Source organism: Sporomusaceae bacterium ACPt, from assembly GCA_041428575.1.
In the GTDB taxonomy this organism is placed as follows: Bacteria; Bacillota; Negativicutes; order Sporomusales; family Sporomusaceae; genus Sporomusa_D; species Sporomusa_D carbonis.
In genome coordinates, this window is sequence record CP155570.1 from 3867945 (window position 1) to 3887270 (window position 19326).

The following is a 19326-nucleotide window of genomic DNA, read 5'->3' on the forward strand; positions in this document are numbered from 1 at the left end:
ATTTTTGATGACAAAATAGAAGAAGACAGCACCGTCCCTAGCCTGGACGAGTAACCAAAAATTGATTACTCAGAGGTGTTGTCTTCTATGGAAATTATTCGTGTTCTCATGCCAATATTCCTTTCTATCGTCGAAATGGTTTTAAATAGTTTATCAGGAAAAATGGGTTTTGAGGAATTTCAGCGGAAATTAGCTGATAAACTTCATGAAGTAGGCCGTGAAATCACCAACCAGGTTTTAGAGGAACTGGATCAACAGATAAAAAACGATAAAAGGAAACGATCTGGGTGGCAGGTTTGCCGGACTGGAGACAGTAAGGATACCGTCACCGTAAGCGAATTGCTGGGGCATTCCACCAAACAGTCGAGTGCGCTCGGTGGCTTTGGAATGGCACCGCGGGTAACACGTACCTACCTGCATAAGTCGAAAAACGCTGCTGCAAGAATGACGGAAATTATGACTGCAATATTTGATCAAGTCATGCGCCCCGAAGCAGAATCTTCCCAAATATCTTCCCAAGAGAATAAATGATGCCCATTAAAAGTAAAAGGCTTCCCAGTCAAAAAGACCTGAGAAGCCTTGATTTTACTCTGGCGGGAGCGTGTAAGAATCGAACTCACCCACGACGGATTAGCGCCGCGCAAACGGTTTTGAAGACCGCAGGAGCCACCAGGCCCCATCCACTCCCGAATATACTTTACATATATAATATACCATGAGCAAGCGAGTTATTCAATGCCAGACAGTTAGCTCAGGCAAGACATTGGGCGCAAAATAGCAATAAGGCTCTTCCTGTCGAAAACATTTTTCATGATTTCGCATTTTTTTGCTTGACACTAGCCTGTTTAATTTGGTATAGTAACGATATCAAATAAATCACTCAGGCAATGAAGCCTTCGCAAATTATTGCGAAGGCTTTTGCGTCTATCGGTCCGGACAATGGCGTCCTGAAAGCTATCTGCTTTTAGGACGCTTTTTGTTTTGGTTGCCGTAAGGAGGGATGTATATTTACCATTTGGCTTTCATTTTAAAAATATTATTAAGTAAAGGAAGGGATTTTTATGAGAAAGCTGTGGACTATTTTTACTCTATGCCTGTTGCTGCTAGTTATCTTTGTACCGGCAGTATTCGCTGAAGGCGAGGCTCCGGCCGAAGCGGCCAAAATTGATACCGGTGATACTACATTTGTTCTTATAAGTGCTGCACTTGTTATGATTATGACTCCTGGTCTGGCCTTATTCTACGGTGGTATGGTAAGAACGAAAAATGCTCTGGCCACCATCATGCAAAGCTTCTTTATTATCGGTTTGATATCTGTACAGTGGGTGCTGTTCGGTTACTCGCTTGCTTTTGGCCCGGACATCAGCCATTTCGTTGGTGCTTTAGACTGGATTGGGCTTAACGGTGTTGGGCAAGACCCGAATGCTGATTACGCAGCAACAATTCCTCATTTGGCCTTCATGATTTTCCAAGGAATGTTCGCAGTCATCACTCCGGCCCTAATTACCGGCGCTTTCGCTGAACGTATGAAATTTCCTGCATTTGTAGTATTTACCCTGCTCTGGGCTACTCTGGTGTATGACCCTGTTGCTCACTGGGTATGGGGCGTAGGCGGTTGGTTGCGTGAGTTGGGCGTACTTGATTTCGCCGGCGGTACTGTAGTTCATATCATCTCTGGTGTATCCGGTTTAGTCATCGCCCTCATGATTGGCAAACGCAAAGGATATGGCTCCGAAGTTATGATGCCTCACCATCTGCCTATGACTGTTATCGGCGCTTCACTCCTCTGGTTTGGCTGGTTTGGCTTTAACGCCGGCAGTGCACTTGGCGCTAATGGTCTTGCTGCATCTGCTTTTGTTACTACTCATATTGCTGCTGCTGCCGCAACTGTTTCCTGGGTATTAACTGAATGGATTCACCATGGCAAACCCACTATTCTTGGCGCAGCTTCAGGGTGCGTAGCCGGCCTTGTTGCCATTACCCCGGCTGCCGGTTTTGTTAGCCCTATCCCCGCAGTTATTATCGGCCTTGCCGCAGGTATCATCTGCTTCCTGGCAGTAGCTGTGGTTAAAGCTAAAGTTGGTTATGATGATTCTCTTGACGCCTTTGGCGTGCATGGTATCGGCGGCACCTGGGGCGCCATTGCCACCGGCTTGTTTGCTTCCACATCTGTTAACCCTGCGGGCGCTGATGGTCTGTTCTATGGCAATGCCGGTCAGCTCACCACTCAGCTTATTGGTGTAGGTGCCAGCTGGATTACCGCCATTGTAATGACTTTTATCATTATTAAGGTTATCGGCCTGTTTATGCAAGTCCGGGCTTCTGCCGAACAAGAAGTACAAGGTCTTGACATTACCGAACATGGTGAACGCGGTTATGCTTATCAGGACTTCATGACTGGTTCTCCTGTCAGCTTTAGTGTATCCACTAGCGCTGCCACCCAAGAAATAGTTGCCAAAAAGACAACACTGGCGTAAACTGTAATTACTTACGTTCTGAAAAAAGGGGGAAAACGCCATGAGACCAATAACTAAAGTTGATATCATTACCCGCCCGGAAAAACTTGAAGAACTTAAAGATGCCATGAACAAAATCGGCGTAACAGGCATGACAGTAACCCAAGTTTATGGCTGCGGTCTAACTAAGGGTCACACTGAAGTGTATCGCGGTCAGGAATACAACATTAATCTGGTTCCTAAAGTCAAAGTTGAAATTGTTGTCTGCGAAGTGCCGGTTGAACGGGTTTTGGAAGCTGCTAAAACAGCTTGCCGTACCGGTAAAATCGGTGATGGTAAAATCTTTGTCTACCCTGTCGCTAACGCAGTCCGCATTCGCACCGGCGAAGAAGGCGACATCGCCATCATGGACCCGGCCGATATGCCGAAGTAGTTCTGAATTCTATAGCATCCAAAAAAACCCCGGTGTTCAGTTCCTGAACACCGGGGTTATCTTATTATCTGGAGCACTTATTCTTCTCTTTACACTTGCTGCAACTTCCCTGACATTGTGTTAATAGTAGCTTATGACAGCGGGGGCAGCGCACCGCTCCTTGTTCGCATACCATTTTGCATTGCGGGCAAACTTGCTGTTCCATACAATCACCTCTACTAGGCAGGCTAGATTACGAACGCAGCTACAATAGCGCCGATAACAAAGGCAAACACCCAGGAACTTATCCAAATCAACGCACCCTCTTTGTTCCCGCGCTCTTTAAACATAACCATTACTGACGCTATACACGGAACAAACAATGTAATTGTTACCAGTGCTACCAGAGTTTGTGCCGGTGTAAGATCCATATCACTCAAACCGGCGGCACCGAAGTCACGGCGGATAATACCCATAATAAAAGCGGTAGCAGTTTCTTTGGGAAGTTTAAGAAGTCCTTCAGTCAACGGGGCAAGCGCCACCTGGATGCTTTCAAGAAGTCCGCTCAGTTGCAAGCCGGAAATGATAAGCGCCCCCACCATAAACAGCGGCGTAGCCTCCAATAGGAAGGCATACGATTTGGTCACAGTCTTTTTTAGCACATTCTCGCCGCGCGGCAGACGAATGGGCGGCAAATCGATCAAGAGGTCGGAGGATTCACCTGGCAATACTTTATTGAGTATTTTCCCAATGACACCCAGCACCAGTAAAATCACGACTACATATATAGCAATATATTTCGTATCAATGCCAGCAAGCATCCCGGCAATAACACCTAACTGCGCTGAACATGGTATGGCCAACCCCAGCACAGAGGTAGCAATAGTACGCTCACGTTTGGTACCCAGAATCCTGGTTGTAATGGTAGCCATAGTTACGCAACCAAAACCGAGGATAAGGGGAATAATAGCGCGACCGTTTAGGCCAATACCGGTCATGATGCGGTCAACCAGTGTGGCCAAACGTGGTAAATAACCCGAGTCTTCCATAATCGATAAAGCCAGATAAAAGCCGACAACCAGCGGCAGCAGCAATCCCAAGACATAAGTTACCGTCATCGTCAAGAGTCCAAATTCACCAATTAGGATTGCGCCAAGCGCCGACCCTTCGCTGACAAATTTTCCGACTATGGCACGAATCGCCGGCTCATACATACCTTGCATTACAGTTTCTTCGGTAAAACCAACGATATCCTGGGCGACAATAACACCAATCAGATAGTACATAGCATACAGCACAGCAATAAATATCGGAATGCCTGTTACCGGTCTCAGCATATACCGCCCCAGCTTAGTACTAAAACTGGCGCCTTCCTCAGTCTCTGATACTACATGCTTTACGATGTCGTTAACCCGGCGCCGGCGGGCGTGATATATTTCCTCCCGCATGTCGCCGGCAGGCACACCATGCCGTTCCGCAACATGAGGATCGCCTTCAAGCACGAGCAGGGCCTCAGCCCAGGAACCAATCCGGTTGAGCATGCCTTGGAGATGAGTTTTCAGGTCTGGCGGTATGTGACCGGTACGGGCTTCATATATACGGGTTTTAACTTCCTCAACGCCCTTACCCTTCACAGCTACCGTTGGAATAACCGGTACGCCCAATAGGTGCTCAAGCAGATCGACATCAACTTTCAACCCCTGATCTGCCGCTTCATCCATCATATTGAGCGCAACAATTGTCGGGATGCCGGTATCAATTACCTGCAGCGTCAAAAACAAGTCGCGTTCCAAGTGTACAGCATCAACTACGTTCAAAATAAGGTCGGCCGACAGAATGACATCTCTGGCTACAGTCTCCTCATCGTTAAAGGAGGATATTCCGTACACACCGGGAGTATCAACCACCACATCCTTGCCGTAACGTCCGTGTGATATATCAACAGTTGTGCCTGGAAAGTTTGATACGTCTACATACATACCGGTTAAAGCGTTAAAAAATACTGATTTTCCAACATTGGGATTACCGACGAGAACAATCTTTTTTGCACCCTCTGGAATATCTATATGATCTAAGTAGCTATGACAGTGACTCATTTCTCCTCCTGTGGCTGAAACATACTACAGCCATCTTACATTATTAGTAGCAACATGTTATGGTATAGTTTATTATTTAAGCTGGTTTAACTTGGATGTTTTCGGCCAGACGGCGGCCAATAGCAATTTCTTGTTTACCTTTACCGACAACAATGGGACCGGCCGGAAGTTTTTCATAACATTCAACCTCAGCGCCTTCAGAAATACCGAACCTAATCGCCTGGGCCCGGACGGCAGGGTTAGGAATAGCGGCAATTAACAGCCGTTGACCACGTTTAGCTTGAGCAAGTGTCATCATTACTCCCCCTTAATATCAATAATCATTATCAATGTTCAAGTAAAAAAAATTTAAACCACTCTGGCGGCGTATACTGACATTTATTCTCAATCACATTATATGAAAATCAATTATAACTTGTCAAGTAGGAATTATCCGCTCATTCTCCGGCAAATACTTCAGGGTAAATGATTTTAGCCAATTGCTCGACTCCCTCAGCTAACCGGAAGACGGGGCTTGACACCAGCTTTTCGTCAACAATGTAGACCTTGCCGTCACGCACGGCTTTTATCTTGTCAAAACCCGGGCGCTGCGTTATACTGTCTGGCGTTACTCCCGGGTTCATGGGGCCGCGTTGCGCCACGAACACATCAATGTCTTCAGCCTTCATCAAGAGCCGCTCACTGCCATATGCGGCAATGCTGCTGCCGGTTTTAAGCGGCTGGGCATCGGCGGCGATATTGATGCCTCCGGCCAGCTTAAGCACAGTGCCCGGCATACTGTCAGGTGTGATGGTCCGGTACTCGGTAGCAGTGGCCTCAAAATATACCCGTTTTTTAACCGGAGCCCGGGCAGTTCGCTCGGCTACTGCCTTCAGCCTGGCATGAAATGCTGCCAGCATGTCCGCAGCTTGTTTTTCTTTGCCTGTTAACACAGCCAACTTTTGAATATAACCATCAAACTCTTCAAACTTCTCAGGGTATAGGCAGACAACTTTCACATTGGCCTGCTCCAAGGTTTTAACAAAGTCCGGATAACTTTGTTTGATAAACGGTCTGATGATAACAATGTCAGGCTGTGCCGCCAATACCTTTTCGGGGTCGGCGCGATAGTCAAATACCGGCTTAGATTTAACGGCCGGGTCGGATTCGGCCGGACTGACGCCGATAATTTCAGCCTCCAGGCCAAGCGCCAGCAAATTTTCGGTATGGGCCGAATACAGCGAAATAATGCGCTTGGCCGGCTGCTTGAGTACAATCGTCCGATTTAAGTCGTCAACTATTTTTACACCGTCGTTAGCAGGGGCCGTTGCCTGTTTGGACGCGCCACAGCCAACCAAAGCCAGCGTCAGTATCATAATTGCCATAAAACTAAATAACTTGGTTTTCATATCTGTTGCCTCCACCATGAGTAATTTGAGAAAAAAAAGAAAGCCTGATTTCGCTTAAAGTTCGGATAATACGGCCAGACCGGTATGGCCGGCCCTGACAACTTTGATGTTGAATACTTGGCGGATAAGCTCAGGTTCGAGTACAGCGGAGGCTTGGCCATGTTTTACCAGACGTCCGTCTTTGAGTACGGCGACATCGGAGCAGAAGGTGCTGACCAGATTAAGGTCATGAATGATTGACACTACCGTCAGCCCCTGCTTGGCACACAGCTCTTTAAGCAAGTTTAAACACTTGATGCTGTAATAAATATCCATATTGGAAAAAGACTCATCCAGAAACAAAATTTCCGGCTGCTGGACCAGCGCTTTGGCAAATATCACCCGCTGACGTTCGCCGCCGCTCAGTTCAGTAACCAGCCGTCCGGCAAAATCAAGCGTATCGGTAATCCGCATGGCTTGCTCAATAATATCCAAATCTTCTTGCGTCAGGCCTTTAAGCCGGGCCTTGTAGGGAGTGCGGCCCATACCGACAATTTCAAGGCAAGTATACGGAAACCTGATGTCCATATTCTGCGGCACAATAGCAATATGGCGGGCCAGTTCCTCAATACTGTACGAACCGATGTCCCGCCCGTTGATAGCAATACTGCCGGACGCAGCCTTAAGCTGCCCGGTAATCAGGTTAAGCAATGTCGTCTTGCCTGAGCCATTCGGACCGACAATACCGCAAAAGCTGCCCGCCGCAATCATCAGACTAACATCTTGCAATACTTGCTTGGCCGCATAGCCGAATTTTATATTTTCTACCTTTATCATAGCAACGCTCCTATTGCAGCGTCTTGTTGCGCATTCTAAATATATAAACAAAAAACGGCCCGCCCAAGAGCGTTGTCAGCACCCCCACCGGGATTTCAACATTACCTACCGACCGGCCAAACGTATCGGCCACTAACAGCAGGATGCCGCCTGTCAAGCCGCATAGCGGAATAAGCGTCTTATTGTCCGATCCGGCCAGCATTCTGACCATATGGGGCACAATAAGGCCGATAAAGCCAATGATGCCGCCGATAGCCACGCACACGGCCGTAATAAGCGCCCCGGCTGCCAAGAGCACTGTGCGTAACCGTGAGGCATTGATGCCCAGACTGCGCGCTTCGCGGTCGCCCAACGACACGATGTTGAGGTCTTCGGCGTAATAATAACACAAAAAACAAGCCGCCAGCACCAGCGGCCAGCCATATAGCACATGCTCCCAGCTTTTGGCTGCCAGGCTGCCGATAAGCCAGGCAACAATAGCCGATACCTGTTCACCGGCCAAACTTTTGACCATGCTGATGGCTGCCGACAATATACTGCTGACAATGATCCCGGCAATAACCAGGTTGGCTGATGAAACATAGCCGCCGACTCTGGCAATGGACATAACGATGAGGAGAGTAGCAATTGCACCGCCGAAGGCAAATACCGTAACCGGCAGGCCGCCCTGGGCAAAGATATTAAGGTAGATTGCCACACTGGCGCCAAACGCCGCACCGGTAGATACACCCATGGTGTATGAGTCAGCCAAGGGATTCATTAACAGCGCCTGAAAGACAACCCCCGCTACCGCCAGGCCGCCGCCGACCACAATAGCCGCCAGGATGCGGGGCAGGCGGATGTCCCAGATAATAGCCGTCATAGCGGCATTTAGATGGCTGTAAGCTGCCGGGTTGCCGGTAACTTTGCCATAAATAACAGCGGCAGCGTCGGCCATGCCGATATCCGCCCGACCAAAGCCAACCGCAGCCAAAGTAAACAGCACAATGGCCGTCAGCAACACCACACCTGCCACACGGGTTTTGGCCTGCTGACGGGCGAGGAGCGCCGTTAACGAGCTGCTACTCATGCCAATGCGTGTTTACTCACTTTGGAGCGTTTTGTCAGAATGGTTGACAAATAATTTACTCTTTGGCTGCCGGATGTAGCTAAGTCATGGATGATCTCTTCGCCTTCAAGGCCGCACTTAGAAACCATAACGGCGTTTTCCACCATGCCGAATTTATGTAGTTTATCAACAATTTGGCTATAATTCTTATACACCTTCATAAGTACAACATTGTCGGACACGGCCAGCACTTTTTCCAGGCGCTCGTCGTCAATGGTGGCCGGAACAATACTCAGGATGTCGCCGCCTTCGGCCAGGGGTACCCCCAAACGGTTACCAATAGCCGAGAATGAGTTTACCCCCGGAATATTAACAATATTGTGGCCTGAGGTTTCCAGCAGGCGGTATACATACATATACGTGCTGTACAGCATAGGGTCACCCAGCGTCAGAAATGCCACCTTTTTACCGGCATCTAAGAGCTTCAGGATGATGGTTTTATTGCTCACCCACGCGTCAGATAGCGCTTGAGCATTATAATTCATCGGAAATACTAATTCCAGAACCTCGGTACCGTTCTGAATATAGGGTCGCGCAATGGACAGCGCCGTGCTTTCGTCCTTTTTTTCGGTACGGGGAGCGATAACCACATCTGCCGACTTAATCGCATTAATCGCTTTTAGCGTTAGTAGCTCGGGGTCGCCAGGTCCAACGCCGACACCATAAAAAATCCCTGACATTGATCACACAACTCCTTCAAAAATAAAAAATCTCTGTCACCCCACGACGGCATGACCGAGATTTTTGCTTCAGCTAACGCGCAAATCCCCTCCCCATCGCTCGTGGGTGAAAACGGTGATTGTCAAACAGGCAGATCTTCTGACTTAGGTTCACAGCCAAACTGCGCCTTCCCAAAATTAAACTATTTCAGTGGCTTGTTGCAGTCGGCTCCCCATCACAGCGGCGGGACCGTGCCGGTTTTGCACCGGCTTCCCTATTAAGCCCAAATCGGGCACCTGTTCCCATATCAATTACTTAAATTGTATGATTAACCGTAAGAAAAGTCAAGTAATTTATGTCTATACAGCGTTATGGTTCCTTCTACTTATTTCTCCCTTTCAATTTGATTTGGTGAATCATGTCGCCGAAAATGCCGTGAGCACTCTCGAAAATTGTCTCCGACAAAGTAGGATGAGGATGAATAGTGTGAGCAATATCTTTGGCTGTCAGCCCGTTCTTAATAGCCAGAGCGCCTTCCATGATCAGATCGCTGGCGTGCGGTCCCATGATGTGCATGCCCAGTATTTTGCCGCCGGCAGGTTCAGCAATAATTTTTACCAGACCCTCTGTTTCGCCCATGGACACCGCTTTGCCGTTAGCGGCAAAATTGAACTTACTGGACTTAATGTCAAGATGTTTTGCCGACGCCTCTTGCTCGGTCAAGCCCACCATGGCGATTTCCGGAGTGGCAAAGATACAACTGGGAACAGCACTATAATCCATGACCGCGTTCAAACCCATAGCATTTTCGGCGGCCACCATTCCGGCTGCTGAGGCGACATGGGCCAGCATGCTCCGGCCTGTCACGTCGCCGATGGCATAGATGCCTGGCACACTGGTCTCCATTCGTTCATTTACTTTAATACCTGCCCGGTCATAGGCCACGCCGGCTGCTTCCAGGCCCACCCCCTGTGTCACCGGATGGCGTCCGGCCGCAATCAGCACTTTTTCCACCCGGATTTCTTGAATTTCTTTGCCGGTATCGACTTTTACCCGTACACCTGTTTCAACTTCTTCAATGGCGGTTACTTTAGCACCGGCCAGTGTCTTGATACCCTGTTTCCGCAGAGTAAGCCCCATTCGTTTAATGATATCAATATCGGCCATCGGCAAAATGGTGGGCAACATTTCCACAATGGTCACATCACAACCAAACGCTTTCATGATAACGCCAAACTCTATGCCCACCACCCCGGCGCCAACGACCAGCATGCTTCGGGGAACCTTGGTTATATTAAGCAGATCATCACTGGTGACTACAGCCGGCAGTTGCTGTCCCGGCGCCGGAACAGAGCTGGGCGCTGAACCAGTGGCAATAATCAGCTTACGGGCTTCAAAACTTTCCTTGCCTTTATTGGTAGCGACTTCCAGGCCGGTTGGCCCGGTAAGTGCAGCTACCCCCCGTACTACGTCAATGTCATTGCTCTTAACCAACTGCTCAATACCGCTCTGCAGCCCGGCAACTACTTTATTTTTCCGCTCCATAACCACGCCGAAATCAAAGCCGATATTGTCGGCGCGAAGGCCGAATTCGGCAACGCGTTTAAGATCTTCCCACTTTTCGGCGCTTTTCAGCAGTGTCTTGGTGGGGATACAACCGCGATTAAGGCATACCCCGCCCAGTTTCTCTTTTTCCACCAGCAGTACTTTGCCGCCCAATTGGGCGGCACGGATGGCCGCCACATACCCGCCCGGGCCGCCGCCAATTACTGCTATATCATACACCATCTATTTTACCTCCTGTTTTACCGGATTAGCGCAGCAGGTTCCAACTGTCCCGGCTGTACCTGGCCGCAGCCAATTCGGCAGCAGCGGCCACTTCCTGTTCACTAAGCCGGCCCGGCTCCAATTCAACGCCCAAAGCAGGGCCGAATGCGGCCAGCATAGCCTGGCAAGCTTCGTCCCGGGTTATCTCCCGGCCTGCGATTTCCGTAACCGACACTGCCCGCTTGGCCAGCATTGCGGCTACCGCTTCTTTCATCGCCGGCGACGGCAGGTTGAGCAATGCAGCCACCCTGCCGGGATCAAAAGCCAGCAGTATTGATCCATGCTGTAAAATTACCCCGTTTTTGCGAACCTGGGCACTGCCCGCCAGTTTACGGCCTTGAACGGTAATTTCGTAATGCGAGGGAGCATCAAAACAGGCTGCCGAAGCCTGTTGGCGCTTGGTCCGGCCGTATGCCGCCCTGGGCATGCTTAGGGATGCGTCGATACCCAGCCTTTTCAGTCCGGCCAGCAGGCCCTCGCTAAAATAACGGTACGAGGCGGTAATAGTGGCCGGAATGAGCGGATGGTCCTCCCGCACCACCACACTGTAAGTAAGTTCGGCATCATGAAGTACCGCTCTACCGCCGGTCAGGCGCCGTACGACATCAATTCCCTGACGGCGGCACTCCTCTATATCCACTTCGGCTTTGGCCTTCTGGAAATACCCCAGGCTTACCGCCGCCGGTTTCCAGCCGTAAAGGCGGAGTGTGGGCGGCGTTTGTCCCCTGGCATGCGCCTGTAACATGGCCTCATCCACAGCCATATTGTTGGCTGCACTGTCCAGGCCGCTATTGATGACCCGCCATTTCACAGCCAGCCCTCCTCCGCTCTTGTTCAGCATGTATTCCAATAATCCCACTCTCGGCAATGGCTGCTTGGATTTCATTCCCCGTGAGCGCCCGGGGATAGTTATACATAACACCGCCCGGCCGTTCGTTATAGTAGGGCCGGTTGCAGCCGCTACAGCCGCTGGTTTCAAAAGCCGTTCCGCCGGCCAAAATCAGTTTCATTTCGCTGACAGGCAGGCTAATGCCGGTCAAAATGCCGTTCTGAAACCGGAAAACCGCCCGGCTGTACCCTGTTTTCAGCAGAAAATGCGCGATTTGAACCCGTCGATACCGCCCGATGGCAGGCGGCTGCCGGTCGGCCCAGACTGTGCCCCGCACCGGGGTAAACGCAAACAGGCCCACACTTATCCCGTTATCAAGACAATGGGCTATTGTCTCGATGATTTCTTGTTCAGTTTCTCCCAGCCCGACAATAAGATGGGTGCTGACGCGGCCTGGCAGTTCGGCCGCACACCGGGTTAAGAGGTTCCACCGCTCTTGCCACCTGCCGCCTTTTACCTGGCGAAAAATCTCCGGAGTCGCGGCATCCAGGGAGATGCAAATACGGTCAGCCCCCCGCGCAATGAGTTCTTTGGCCTGGGCCACCGAGTCAATGGCACTTGAGATGCACACCGGCACAGCGCTCTCCCGCACTAATCGTTCCAGCGCGTCAACACTTGTTTGCCAGCTTTGTTCATTATGCACGACCTGCAAGCAAGCGCGTTGCAGGCGGCCGGCGCGAAAAGCAGCGCCAACAGCCTGAGCGGCCTCCTCACCCGGGACTTCCGGCCAGGTGACGCGGGACAGCAAATCAGCCCGGGCCGAACTGTCCCGGGACTGGGAGCAAAACCGGCAATGATTCCGGCATTTTTCCCCCAGCATGATATAGGCGGTAGTAGGAAGCACATCAGTTTTTAGTTGCTTCTTGCCGACCACGCAGGCTGTGCCTGCCGACAGTTTCCATAGGCTCACAGTACGCAGCACTCCTCTCCCCGCGTAAGCTTCAGCCCCAGTTTTTCGGCCAGCGCTACGGCGGCCGGCGCCGGGTTGACAATAGTATCAAAGCCAACCCGCACCGCCCATTTGTCGATTTCCTCCCGGTACCGTCCCCCTGGACGCATACAGCCAAGATGCAGAGGGATATCGGGAAACTCTAACCGGGCATAACTTAACAACTTTGCTGTTTCCGCCAGGTGCGGCGGCTGCCGGTCAGCAAACCGGGTACCCCGTGTCGGCACAAACACAATGAAGGTCAGCCCGTCGGTTCCGAGTTCTTTTAAAAGCTCCAATGCCTGGTACTCGCCGCCAAGCACGCCGCCGTTTAGACCAATACAGATATGCGGCATGACCTTGACTTTGCGGCGCAGGGACTGATAACACGCCACATAGTCTTCAGGTGTGCGGCCGTTGCCGAACACTTCTTTTATCGTGGCCGCATCGACAACAAAGTCAAAGGACACGCAGTCGGCAATGCCGGCCAGCTTAGCAATTTCCGCATCACTCACCAGTCCGACATGCATATTGTACCGCCGGTTTTGTTTGAGTTCAGTCAGCCTGTCAATGTATGCACCCACCGGGACAGCGCCGTCAGCCTGGCAGCCTCCGCTGACCAGCCAGCTGGCGCTGGTATCGGCGCCGGTATCGCCGATGTCAGCTAAAGGCTGCATGTGCTGTAAATAGTGACCGCCACAATGGGCGCAATTTAACTCGCATTGAGCGCCGGTCACACTTACCGGCCTGGTCTTTTGCGGATAGGCAAAACGAATGGTTGCGGCTACCGGCAGCCGGTCTAACCTTGCCATTTTACCACCGGTTTACGGGCTGCCGCCGCTTCATCAAGGCGGCCCACCACTGTTGTTCGGGGAGCACCGGTAATGAGCGAAACATCCTCTTGGGCTTCACGGGCAATACGGCGCATGGCAGCAATGAAGCCGTCCAGTGTTTCCTTGCTTTCGGTTTCGGTAGGCTCTATCATCATGGCTTCCTCAACAATGAGCGGAAAGTATATAGTCGGCGGATGATACCCGTAGTCCAGCAGGCGTTTGGCTATATCCAAGGTGCGGATACCGTAAGGTTTTTGATACTTGGAAGTGACAATGCATTCATGCATACAGAAGCGATCGAACGGAGCATAAAAATCTTCTTTAAGCTGGCTGAGACAATAGTTAGCGTTGAGAACGGCATCCTCACTGGCAAGTTTCAGGCCGTCCGGCCCCATGGCCCGGATGTAGGCGTAAGCCCGGACAATGACGCCAAAGTTCCCGTAGAAGGAATGAACTTTGCCGATGGACAACGGCCGATCCTCCTCAAGCCGGAAACTGCCGCCCTCCCGGACAATGACCGGCGTTGGCAGAAAAGGAATGAGGGCTTGCTTGACGCCGATGGGACCAGAGCCGGGGCCGCCGCCGCCATGGGGCGTACTAAAGGTTTTATGCAGGTTAAAATGGACTACGTCAAAGCCCATATCCCCGGGACGGGTAATGCCCATGATGGCGTTGGCGTTGGCCCCGTCATAGTAAAGCAGCCCGCCGGCATCATGAACAATTTGGGCAATCGCTTTGATGTTGGTTTCGAACAAGCCCAAGGTGCTGGGATTGGTCAGCATAAGCGCAGCTGTATCGGCACCCACGGCTGATTTAAGCGCCGCCAGGTCGATGGAGCCGTCAGCATGAGACTTGATTTCCACAATATCCAGCCCGCATACCGCCGCACTGGCCGGGTTGGTGCCATGGGCCGAATCAGGCACAATGACCTTGGTGCGGTTCTCGCCCCGGTGCCGGTGGTAGGCCCGGATAAGCTTAAGGCCGGTAAGTTCGCCGTGAGCGCCGGCCACCGGCTGCATGGTGACGGCATCCATCCCGGCAATCTCGGCCAGATATTTTTCCATGTTATGAAGGATTTCCAGCGCTCCCTGCACTGTTTCACTGTCCTGCAAAGGATGCACTGATGCAAAACCAGGCAGGCGGCAGGCGTCCTCATTAATTTTGGGATTGTATTTCATAGTGCAGGAACCCAGCGGATAAAAGCCGGAGTCTACGCCGAAATTGCGTTGGGACAGGCCGGTGTAATGCCGCATGAGATCAAGTTGGCTGACTTCCGGCAGTGCGGCCGGCTCTTTTCTGAGAAACCGGGCAGGAATCAAATCTTCTATGGCCGCTGCCGGCACATCGCAGGCAGGCAGATCAACAGCGCGCCGGCCGGGTTTGCTCATTTCAAATATTAACTCTTTGTTTTTTTTCATACTTCCACCACTGCCCCCAGTCTGGCTGAAAGCCGGTCAATTTCCTGCCGTGACCGCTTCTCGGTCACACAAACAAGCATACAGTCCTTAAGTTCCGGATAGTATCTACCCAGATCAAGGCCGCCGATGATTTTGTCGGCCAAAAGTTGTTGATTAACCTCGGCAACCGGTTTGTTCAGCCGCACGACGAACTCTTTGAAAAAAGGAGCGTCAAACACGGCTTTACAACCCCCGGTGCCGGTCAATTGCCGGTAGGCATAATGCGCTTTATGCAGCGACAGTGTAGCTACCTGGTTAAAGCCTTCTTTGCCCATGGTGCATAAATACACGGCTGCGGCCAGAGCACACAGCGCTTCATTGGAGCAAATGTTGGACGTGGCCTTCTCCCGCCGGATATGCTGCTCCCGGGCCTGCAGCGTCAGGACAAAACCCCGGTTGCCCTCATGATCGACTGTCTGGCCCACAACCCGGCCCGGCATTTTCCGCATAAGCTTTTCAGTGGCGGCAAAAAAGCCAAGATAGGGACCGCCGAAAGACATGGGCAACCCCAGACTCTGCCCTTCCCCCACTACAATATCGGCGCCAAGCTTGCCGGGAGCCTCCAGCAGCCCGAGAGAAACGGGGTCAACGGCGGTAATCATGAGCGCCCCCTGCGCGTGCGCCATAGCGGCAACAGCTTTTATATCTTCGACACAACCGAAAAAATTGGGAGTCTGGATGATAACAGCCGCCACTTTCTTACTCAGCTTTTCCTGAATCTGGGCGGTGTCCAGTTGACCGTCCCGGTAACCGATCTCAGTCACAGTATAACCCCGGTCAACCGCATAGGTATTCAATACCGCACGGTAATGGGGATGCACGGTTTTTGCCACCAACAACCCGTCACGGCCGGTGGCACCGGCAGCCAGCATGGCGGCTTCAGCCAGCCCTGTGCCGCCGTCGTAAAGGGAGGCATTCGCCACCGCCATACCTGTCAGTTCACAGATTAAGCTTTGGTATTCCCAGAGAGCTTGCAGATAGCCCTGGGATATCTCAGGCTGATACTGCGTATATGCTGTGTAAAATTCCGAACGGCTGAGGACATGGTCGATAACGCTGGGTATGTAGTGGTCGTAAGCTCCGGCTCCGAGGAAGCAGACATATTCCTGCATGTTGGCGTTAGCGCGGTGCAAGCCTGCCAGGTGGTTTGCCAGTTCAGGCTCGGACAGCGCCTCCGGAAGATCAAGAGGACGGTTCAGCCGCAAATCGGCGGGGATATCGGCAAACAGGTCCTCCACCGTCCCGACGCCGATCGCCGCCAGCATGGCTTTTCGGTCTTCGCCGGTGTGAGGCAGATAGCTCCACGGCATGTTAGTGGCCTCCCTCGCCAATCAGTTGTTCATAAGCGTCACTATCCATGAGTTCCCCCAGTTCACTTTCGTCAGCCACTTCCAGTTTGACAATCCACCCTTCGCCATAGGGGTCCTGGTTGACAACCTCCGGCGCATCAGCCAGGGTGGTGTTGGCTTCGGTCACCGTTCCGGCAACAGGGGCATAGACATCTGATACTGCTTTTACCGACTCTACCACGGCAAATCCCTCCCCGGCCGAAAATTCAGCACCTATTTCCGGCAATTCGACAAATACCACGTCACCGAGTTGGGACTGGGCGAAGTCGGTAATACCAATAGTTGCGATATTGCCTTCCAGTTTCACCCACTCATGATCTTTGGAGTATTTAAGTTCTTTTGGAATATTCATCTTCATTCCCCCTTTCGACGGTAAAATGGTTTAGCGATTACTTGGGCGGGAACATTTTTTCCGCGGATTTCCACGTCAAATTGCTGGCCAGGCTGAGCATATCCGGCCTCAACCAGCGCAAGACCGATATTCTTGTCAAGGGTAGGTGCATAAGACCCGGTTGTCACCGTGCCAATCCGGCGTCCCTCGCTGATTACCGGGTAATCGGCTCTGGGGATACCCCGGCCGGTAAGAACAAAACCGGCAATTTTCCGTTTGGGTCCGTGCGCTTTTTGTTCGGCCAGAGTAGCCCGCCCGTTAAATTCACCTTTATCTAAGCTAACAAATTTGTCGATCCCTGCCTCAATGGGCGTAACGGCGGCCGACAATTCATGGCCGTACAAAGGAAGAGCGGCTTCAAACCGCAGCGTGTCGCGGCATCCCAGGCCGGCCGGCATCAGACCATAGGGTCTGCCTGCCTCCATGACAGCTTCCCAAAGGTAAGCGGCCTCTTCCGGACAACAATAAATCTCAAAACCATCTTCACCCGTATAGCCGGTCCGGGAAAGCATGACCGTCTTGCCGGCTACGCGGGCTTCCGGTATAAACCAGTAATAGCCAAGTTGCTCTACAGGAGTGTCAGTCAAATTGCGCAAGATAGCCTCAGCCAGTGGTCCCTGCAGGGCCAGTTCGGCAGTTTCATCTGATAAATTCGTTAATTCTACATCGAACCCGGCGCTATTTTCCGTCAGCCAGCGCCAATCTTTCTCAATGTTGGCAGCGTTAATAACCAGCAAGTATTCATCATGATTGCGTTTGTAAATGAGCAAATCGTCAACCGTGCCGCCATCAGGGTAACACATGGGCGTATATTGTACCTGCGTGTCCGCTAAACGGGAAACATCATTAGTTACCAGTTTCTGCAAAAATACCAGAGCGTCCGGCCCTGTCACCAAAACCTCACCCATATGGGAAACATCAAATAGTCCGGCTTTTTCCCTAACCGCCTTGTGTTCGTCAAGAATCCCCGTATACCGGACGGGAAGCAGCCAGCCGCCGAATTCGACGATTTTACCACCGTACTTGACATGGGTCTCATAGAGTGGCGTCTGCCGTGCTGTCATGCATTCATCTCCTTTTTCGTACAGAATACTTAATATTAAACTATTCCACTGCCCCAATACCGCGTGCTCTGCCGACAAAAGCGGACAAAATAAAAAACAGAGGCAAAGTGGAATAATTCCCTTTGCCTCTGTCCGCTGTACCTGAGAGATTTGCCTTTGCGGGCTTCCCCATCGGTGACACCCTCACTCCTGCGGGTGTACTCTCCAGAGTATAGTCCGGTTACAGTCCTTTTGCCTGAGAGTTTGACAAAGACTTACTCCTTCGGCGCCGCCTTAGCGGTCTCTCCCATAACCATCATCCCGTGCTATTAAATTGATTTAATTGTAGCAAAAAGCCGGAAAAATTGTCAATAAGGGTTTCCCCATTTTATTTTATAACATCGACACCCATATACGGCCGCAAAACCTCCGGCACGACCACTGATCCGTCTTCTTGCTGATAGTTTTCCAGAATTGCGGCTACCGTGCGGCCGATGGCCACCCCTGAGCCGTTTAAGGTATGGACAAATTCCGGCTTGGCTTTGGCTTCGCGGCGGAACTTGATTTCGGCACGGCGGGCCTGGAAATCTTCAAAATTGGAGCACGAAGAAATTTCACGGTAGGTGTTGAAACTAGGCAGCCATACTTCAAGATCATATGTCTTGGCTGAGGAAAAGCCCATGTCACCTGTGCACAACAGCACAGTCCGATACGGCAGTCCTAACAGTTGCAGGACTCTTTCAGCGTTAAGCGTCAGCTTTTCCAGCTCGTTGTACGACTCTTCCGGCAGGCAGAATTTAACCATTTCCACTTTATTAAACTGGTGCTGGCGAATGAGACCGCGGGTATCACGCCCGGCTGCGCCGGCTTCGGCCCGGAAACAGGCACTGTAAGCAGTATAATAGAGTGGCAGGTCTTTGGCATCAAGAATTTCCTGACGGTGAAGATTAGTAACCGGCACTTCGGCAGTGGGAATAAGATAATAGTCCAGACCTTCAAGTTTAAACATATCCTGGGCAAACTTCGGCAGTTGGCCGGTACCAATCATGCTGGCCTCGTTGACGATAAACGGCGGGAAAAACTCAGTATAGCCATGCTCTTTGGTATGAAGGTCAAGCATGAAATTGATGAGTGACCGTTCGAGGCGGGAACCCAGCCCCTTATAGAAAGTGAATCTGGCGCCGGTGACTTTGCCACCGCGCTCAAAGTCAAGAATACCAAGTTTTTCACCGATTTCCCAGTGGGGCAGCGGCTCAAAAGCAAACTCCCGCGGCGCGCCCCAGCGGCGGACTTCTTTGTTGTCCTGCTCGTCTTTGCCCACCGGCACCGACTCGTGCGGCACATTGGGAATACTCATGATGATATCACTAAGCGCCGCCTCAGTTTCCTTGACTTTGGCATCCATGGCGGCAATACGGTTACCGACCTCACGCATTTCAACAATCATCTCGTCGGCATTTTCCCCTGCTTTTTTCTTCCTGCTGATTTCCTGGGATACTGTATTGCGCTTGTTTTTCAGTGCCTCTACCTCGGCAAGCAATTCACGCCGTTCTTTTTCCAGGCTGATAAATTCGCCCAAGCCTATAGCTGCTCCCCGGTTTTTGAGCGCCTGTTCAACTTTTTCGGGGTTATCCCGTACAAATTTAATGTCCAACATGGTAGTTACCCTCCTT

18 protein-coding genes, 1 tRNA gene and 2 riboswitches are annotated in these 19326 nt (G+C 51.4%); of the genes, 3 read left to right on the forward strand and 16 right to left on the reverse strand.

The window, feature by feature from the left end:
* The first annotated feature begins 87 nt into the window (after positions 1 to 87).
* On the forward strand, positions 88 to 531 hold the full coding sequence (locus tag SCACP_RS19735; RefSeq protein ID WP_425059188.1) for a UPF0236 family transposase-like protein: 444 nt from the start codon (positions 88 to 90) through the stop codon (positions 529 to 531).
* Positions 532 to 591: 60 nt separating this feature from the next.
* On the opposite strand, the gene SCACP_RS19740 is transcribed toward SCACP_RS19735, so the two are convergent.
* Positions 592 to 688, reverse strand: a tRNA-Sec gene (locus SCACP_RS19740).
* A 373-nt stretch (positions 689 to 1061) separates the two neighbouring features.
* On the opposite strand from SCACP_RS19740, the gene SCACP_RS19745 reads away from it, so the two are divergent.
* Together SCACP_RS19745 and SCACP_RS19750 are read left to right on the forward strand one after the other, a co-directional pair.
* Entirely contained in the window at positions 1062 to 2477 is a 1416-nt protein-coding gene (locus tag SCACP_RS19745; RefSeq protein WP_425059189.1) for an ammonium transporter, read from the forward strand.
* 40 nt (positions 2478 to 2517) lie between these two features.
* A complete protein-coding gene (locus SCACP_RS19750; protein ID WP_425059190.1) occupies positions 2518 to 2889 on the forward strand; it encodes a P-II family nitrogen regulator in 372 nt (123 codons plus the stop codon).
* 227 nt (positions 2890 to 3116) lie between these two features.
* Here SCACP_RS19750 and feoB read toward each other — a convergent pair whose 3' ends face one another.
* The 15 genes from feoB to serS all read right to left on the reverse strand — a co-directional run bounded on the left by feoB (position 3117) and on the right by serS (position 19310).
* Positions 3117 to 4964 (reverse strand): ferrous iron transport protein B, encoded by a 1848-nt coding sequence (gene feoB / locus SCACP_RS19755; protein ID WP_425059191.1) that lies wholly within the window; start codon positions 4962 to 4964, stop codon positions 3117 to 3119.
* 76 nt (positions 4965 to 5040) lie between these two features.
* Complete coding sequence (locus SCACP_RS19760; protein ID WP_425059192.1) at positions 5041 to 5262, reverse strand: FeoA family protein; 222 nt, start codon at positions 5260 to 5262, stop codon at positions 5041 to 5043.
* A 139-nt stretch (positions 5263 to 5401) separates the two neighbouring features.
* Positions 5402 to 6352 (reverse strand): ABC transporter substrate-binding protein, encoded by a 951-nt coding sequence (locus SCACP_RS19765; protein WP_425059193.1) that lies wholly within the window; start codon positions 6350 to 6352, stop codon positions 5402 to 5404.
* 54 nt (positions 6353 to 6406) lie between these two features.
* The gene (locus tag SCACP_RS19770) at positions 6407 to 7168 is read right to left on the reverse strand and encodes an ABC transporter ATP-binding protein (RefSeq protein WP_425059194.1); all 762 of its coding nucleotides are present in this window, start codon (positions 7166 to 7168) and stop codon (positions 6407 to 6409) included.
* Between the two features lie 10 nt (positions 7169 to 7178).
* A complete protein-coding gene (locus SCACP_RS19775; protein WP_425059195.1) occupies positions 7179 to 8237 on the reverse strand; it encodes a FecCD family ABC transporter permease in 1059 nt (352 codons plus the stop codon).
* Entirely contained in the window at positions 8234 to 8956 is a 723-nt protein-coding gene (cobI, locus tag SCACP_RS19780) for a precorrin-2 C(20)-methyltransferase (RefSeq protein ID WP_425059196.1), read from the reverse strand. Before cobI ends, SCACP_RS19775 begins: the two co-directional genes overlap by 4 nt.
* 112 nt (positions 8957 to 9068) lie before the next feature.
* A riboswitch (cobalamin riboswitch) is annotated at positions 9069 to 9251 on the reverse strand.
* Positions 9252 to 9317: 66 nt separating this feature from the next.
* Positions 9318 to 10724, reverse strand: coding sequence for a dihydrolipoyl dehydrogenase (gene lpdA / locus SCACP_RS19785; protein ID WP_425059197.1), 1407 nt, complete (start codon positions 10722 to 10724; stop codon positions 9318 to 9320).
* Between the two features lie 25 nt (positions 10725 to 10749).
* The gene (locus SCACP_RS19790; protein WP_425059198.1) at positions 10750 to 11574 is read right to left on the reverse strand and encodes a lipoate--protein ligase family protein; all 825 of its coding nucleotides are present in this window, start codon (positions 11572 to 11574) and stop codon (positions 10750 to 10752) included.
* A complete protein-coding gene (locus SCACP_RS19795) occupies positions 11552 to 12562 on the reverse strand; it encodes a radical SAM protein (RefSeq protein WP_425059199.1) in 1011 nt (336 codons plus the stop codon). The genes SCACP_RS19790 and SCACP_RS19795 overlap by 23 nt, the downstream gene beginning before the upstream one ends.
* A complete protein-coding gene (locus SCACP_RS19800; RefSeq protein ID WP_425059200.1) occupies positions 12559 to 13392 on the reverse strand; it encodes a radical SAM protein in 834 nt (277 codons plus the stop codon). Before SCACP_RS19800 ends, SCACP_RS19795 begins: the two co-directional genes overlap by 4 nt.
* Entirely contained in the window at positions 13380 to 14831 is a 1452-nt protein-coding gene (gcvPB, locus tag SCACP_RS19805) for an aminomethyl-transferring glycine dehydrogenase subunit GcvPB (protein ID WP_425059201.1), read from the reverse strand. Before gcvPB ends, SCACP_RS19800 begins: the two co-directional genes overlap by 13 nt.
* The gene (gcvPA, locus tag SCACP_RS19810; protein WP_425059202.1) at positions 14828 to 16180 is read right to left on the reverse strand and encodes an aminomethyl-transferring glycine dehydrogenase subunit GcvPA; all 1353 of its coding nucleotides are present in this window, start codon (positions 16178 to 16180) and stop codon (positions 14828 to 14830) included. The genes gcvPB and gcvPA overlap by 4 nt, the downstream gene beginning before the upstream one ends.
* Before the next feature lies 1 nt (position 16181).
* The gene (gene gcvH, locus SCACP_RS19815) at positions 16182 to 16571 is read right to left on the reverse strand and encodes a glycine cleavage system protein GcvH (RefSeq protein ID WP_425059203.1); all 390 of its coding nucleotides are present in this window, start codon (positions 16569 to 16571) and stop codon (positions 16182 to 16184) included.
* A gap of 2 nt (positions 16572 to 16573) precedes the next feature.
* Positions 16574 to 17674, reverse strand: coding sequence for a glycine cleavage system aminomethyltransferase GcvT (gene gcvT, locus SCACP_RS19820; RefSeq protein WP_425059204.1), 1101 nt, complete (start codon positions 17672 to 17674; stop codon positions 16574 to 16576).
* Between the two features lie 213 nt (positions 17675 to 17887).
* A riboswitch (glycine riboswitch) is annotated at positions 17888 to 17973 on the reverse strand.
* Positions 17974 to 18041: 68 nt separating this feature from the next.
* Positions 18042 to 19310, reverse strand: coding sequence for a serine--tRNA ligase (gene serS, locus SCACP_RS19825; protein ID WP_425059205.1), 1269 nt, complete (start codon positions 19308 to 19310; stop codon positions 18042 to 18044).
* Between the last annotated feature and the right edge of the window lie 16 nt (positions 19311 to 19326).

Coding starts and splice junctions, on each gene's coding strand:
- SCACP_RS19760 (WP_425059192.1), bottom strand. CDS start 5,262: ATGATGACACTTGCTCAAGCTAAACGTGGTCAACGGCTGTTAATTGCC.
- SCACP_RS19745 (WP_425059189.1), top strand. CDS start 1,062: ATGAGAAAGCTGTGGACTATTTTTACTCTATGCCTGTTGCTGCTAGTT.
- SCACP_RS19775 (WP_425059195.1), bottom strand. CDS start 8,237: ATGAGTAGCAGCTCGTTAACGGCGCTCCTCGCCCGTCAGCAGGCCAAA.
- cobI (WP_425059196.1), bottom strand. CDS start 8,956: ATGTCAGGGATTTTTTATGGTGTCGGCGTTGGACCTGGCGACCCCGAG.
- feoB (WP_425059191.1), bottom strand. CDS start 4,964: ATGAGTCACTGTCATAGCTACTTAGATCATATAGATATTCCAGAGGGT.
- SCACP_RS19765 (WP_425059193.1), bottom strand. CDS start 6,352: ATGAAAACCAAGTTATTTAGTTTTATGGCAATTATGATACTGACGCTG.
- lpdA (WP_425059197.1), bottom strand. CDS start 10,724: ATGGTGTATGATATAGCAGTAATTGGCGGCGGCCCGGGCGGGTATGTG.
- SCACP_RS19770 (WP_425059194.1), bottom strand. CDS start 7,168: ATGATAAAGGTAGAAAATATAAAATTCGGCTATGCGGCCAAGCAAGTA.
- SCACP_RS19750 (WP_425059190.1), top strand. CDS start 2,518: ATGAGACCAATAACTAAAGTTGATATCATTACCCGCCCGGAAAAACTT.
- gcvT (WP_425059204.1), bottom strand. CDS start 17,674: ATGACAGCACGGCAGACGCCACTCTATGAGACCCATGTCAAGTACGGT.
- serS (WP_425059205.1), bottom strand. CDS start 19,310: ATGTTGGACATTAAATTTGTACGGGATAACCCCGAAAAAGTTGAACAG.
- SCACP_RS19735 (WP_425059188.1), top strand. CDS start 88: ATGGAAATTATTCGTGTTCTCATGCCAATATTCCTTTCTATCGTCGAA.
- gcvPA (WP_425059202.1), bottom strand. CDS start 16,180: ATGCCGTGGAGCTATCTGCCTCACACCGGCGAAGACCGAAAAGCCATG.
- SCACP_RS19800 (WP_425059200.1), bottom strand. CDS start 13,392: ATGGCAAGGTTAGACCGGCTGCCGGTAGCCGCAACCATTCGTTTTGCC.
- gcvH (WP_425059203.1), bottom strand. CDS start 16,571: ATGAATATTCCAAAAGAACTTAAATACTCCAAAGATCATGAGTGGGTG.
- gcvPB (WP_425059201.1), bottom strand. CDS start 14,831: ATGAAAAAAAACAAAGAGTTAATATTTGAAATGAGCAAACCCGGCCGG.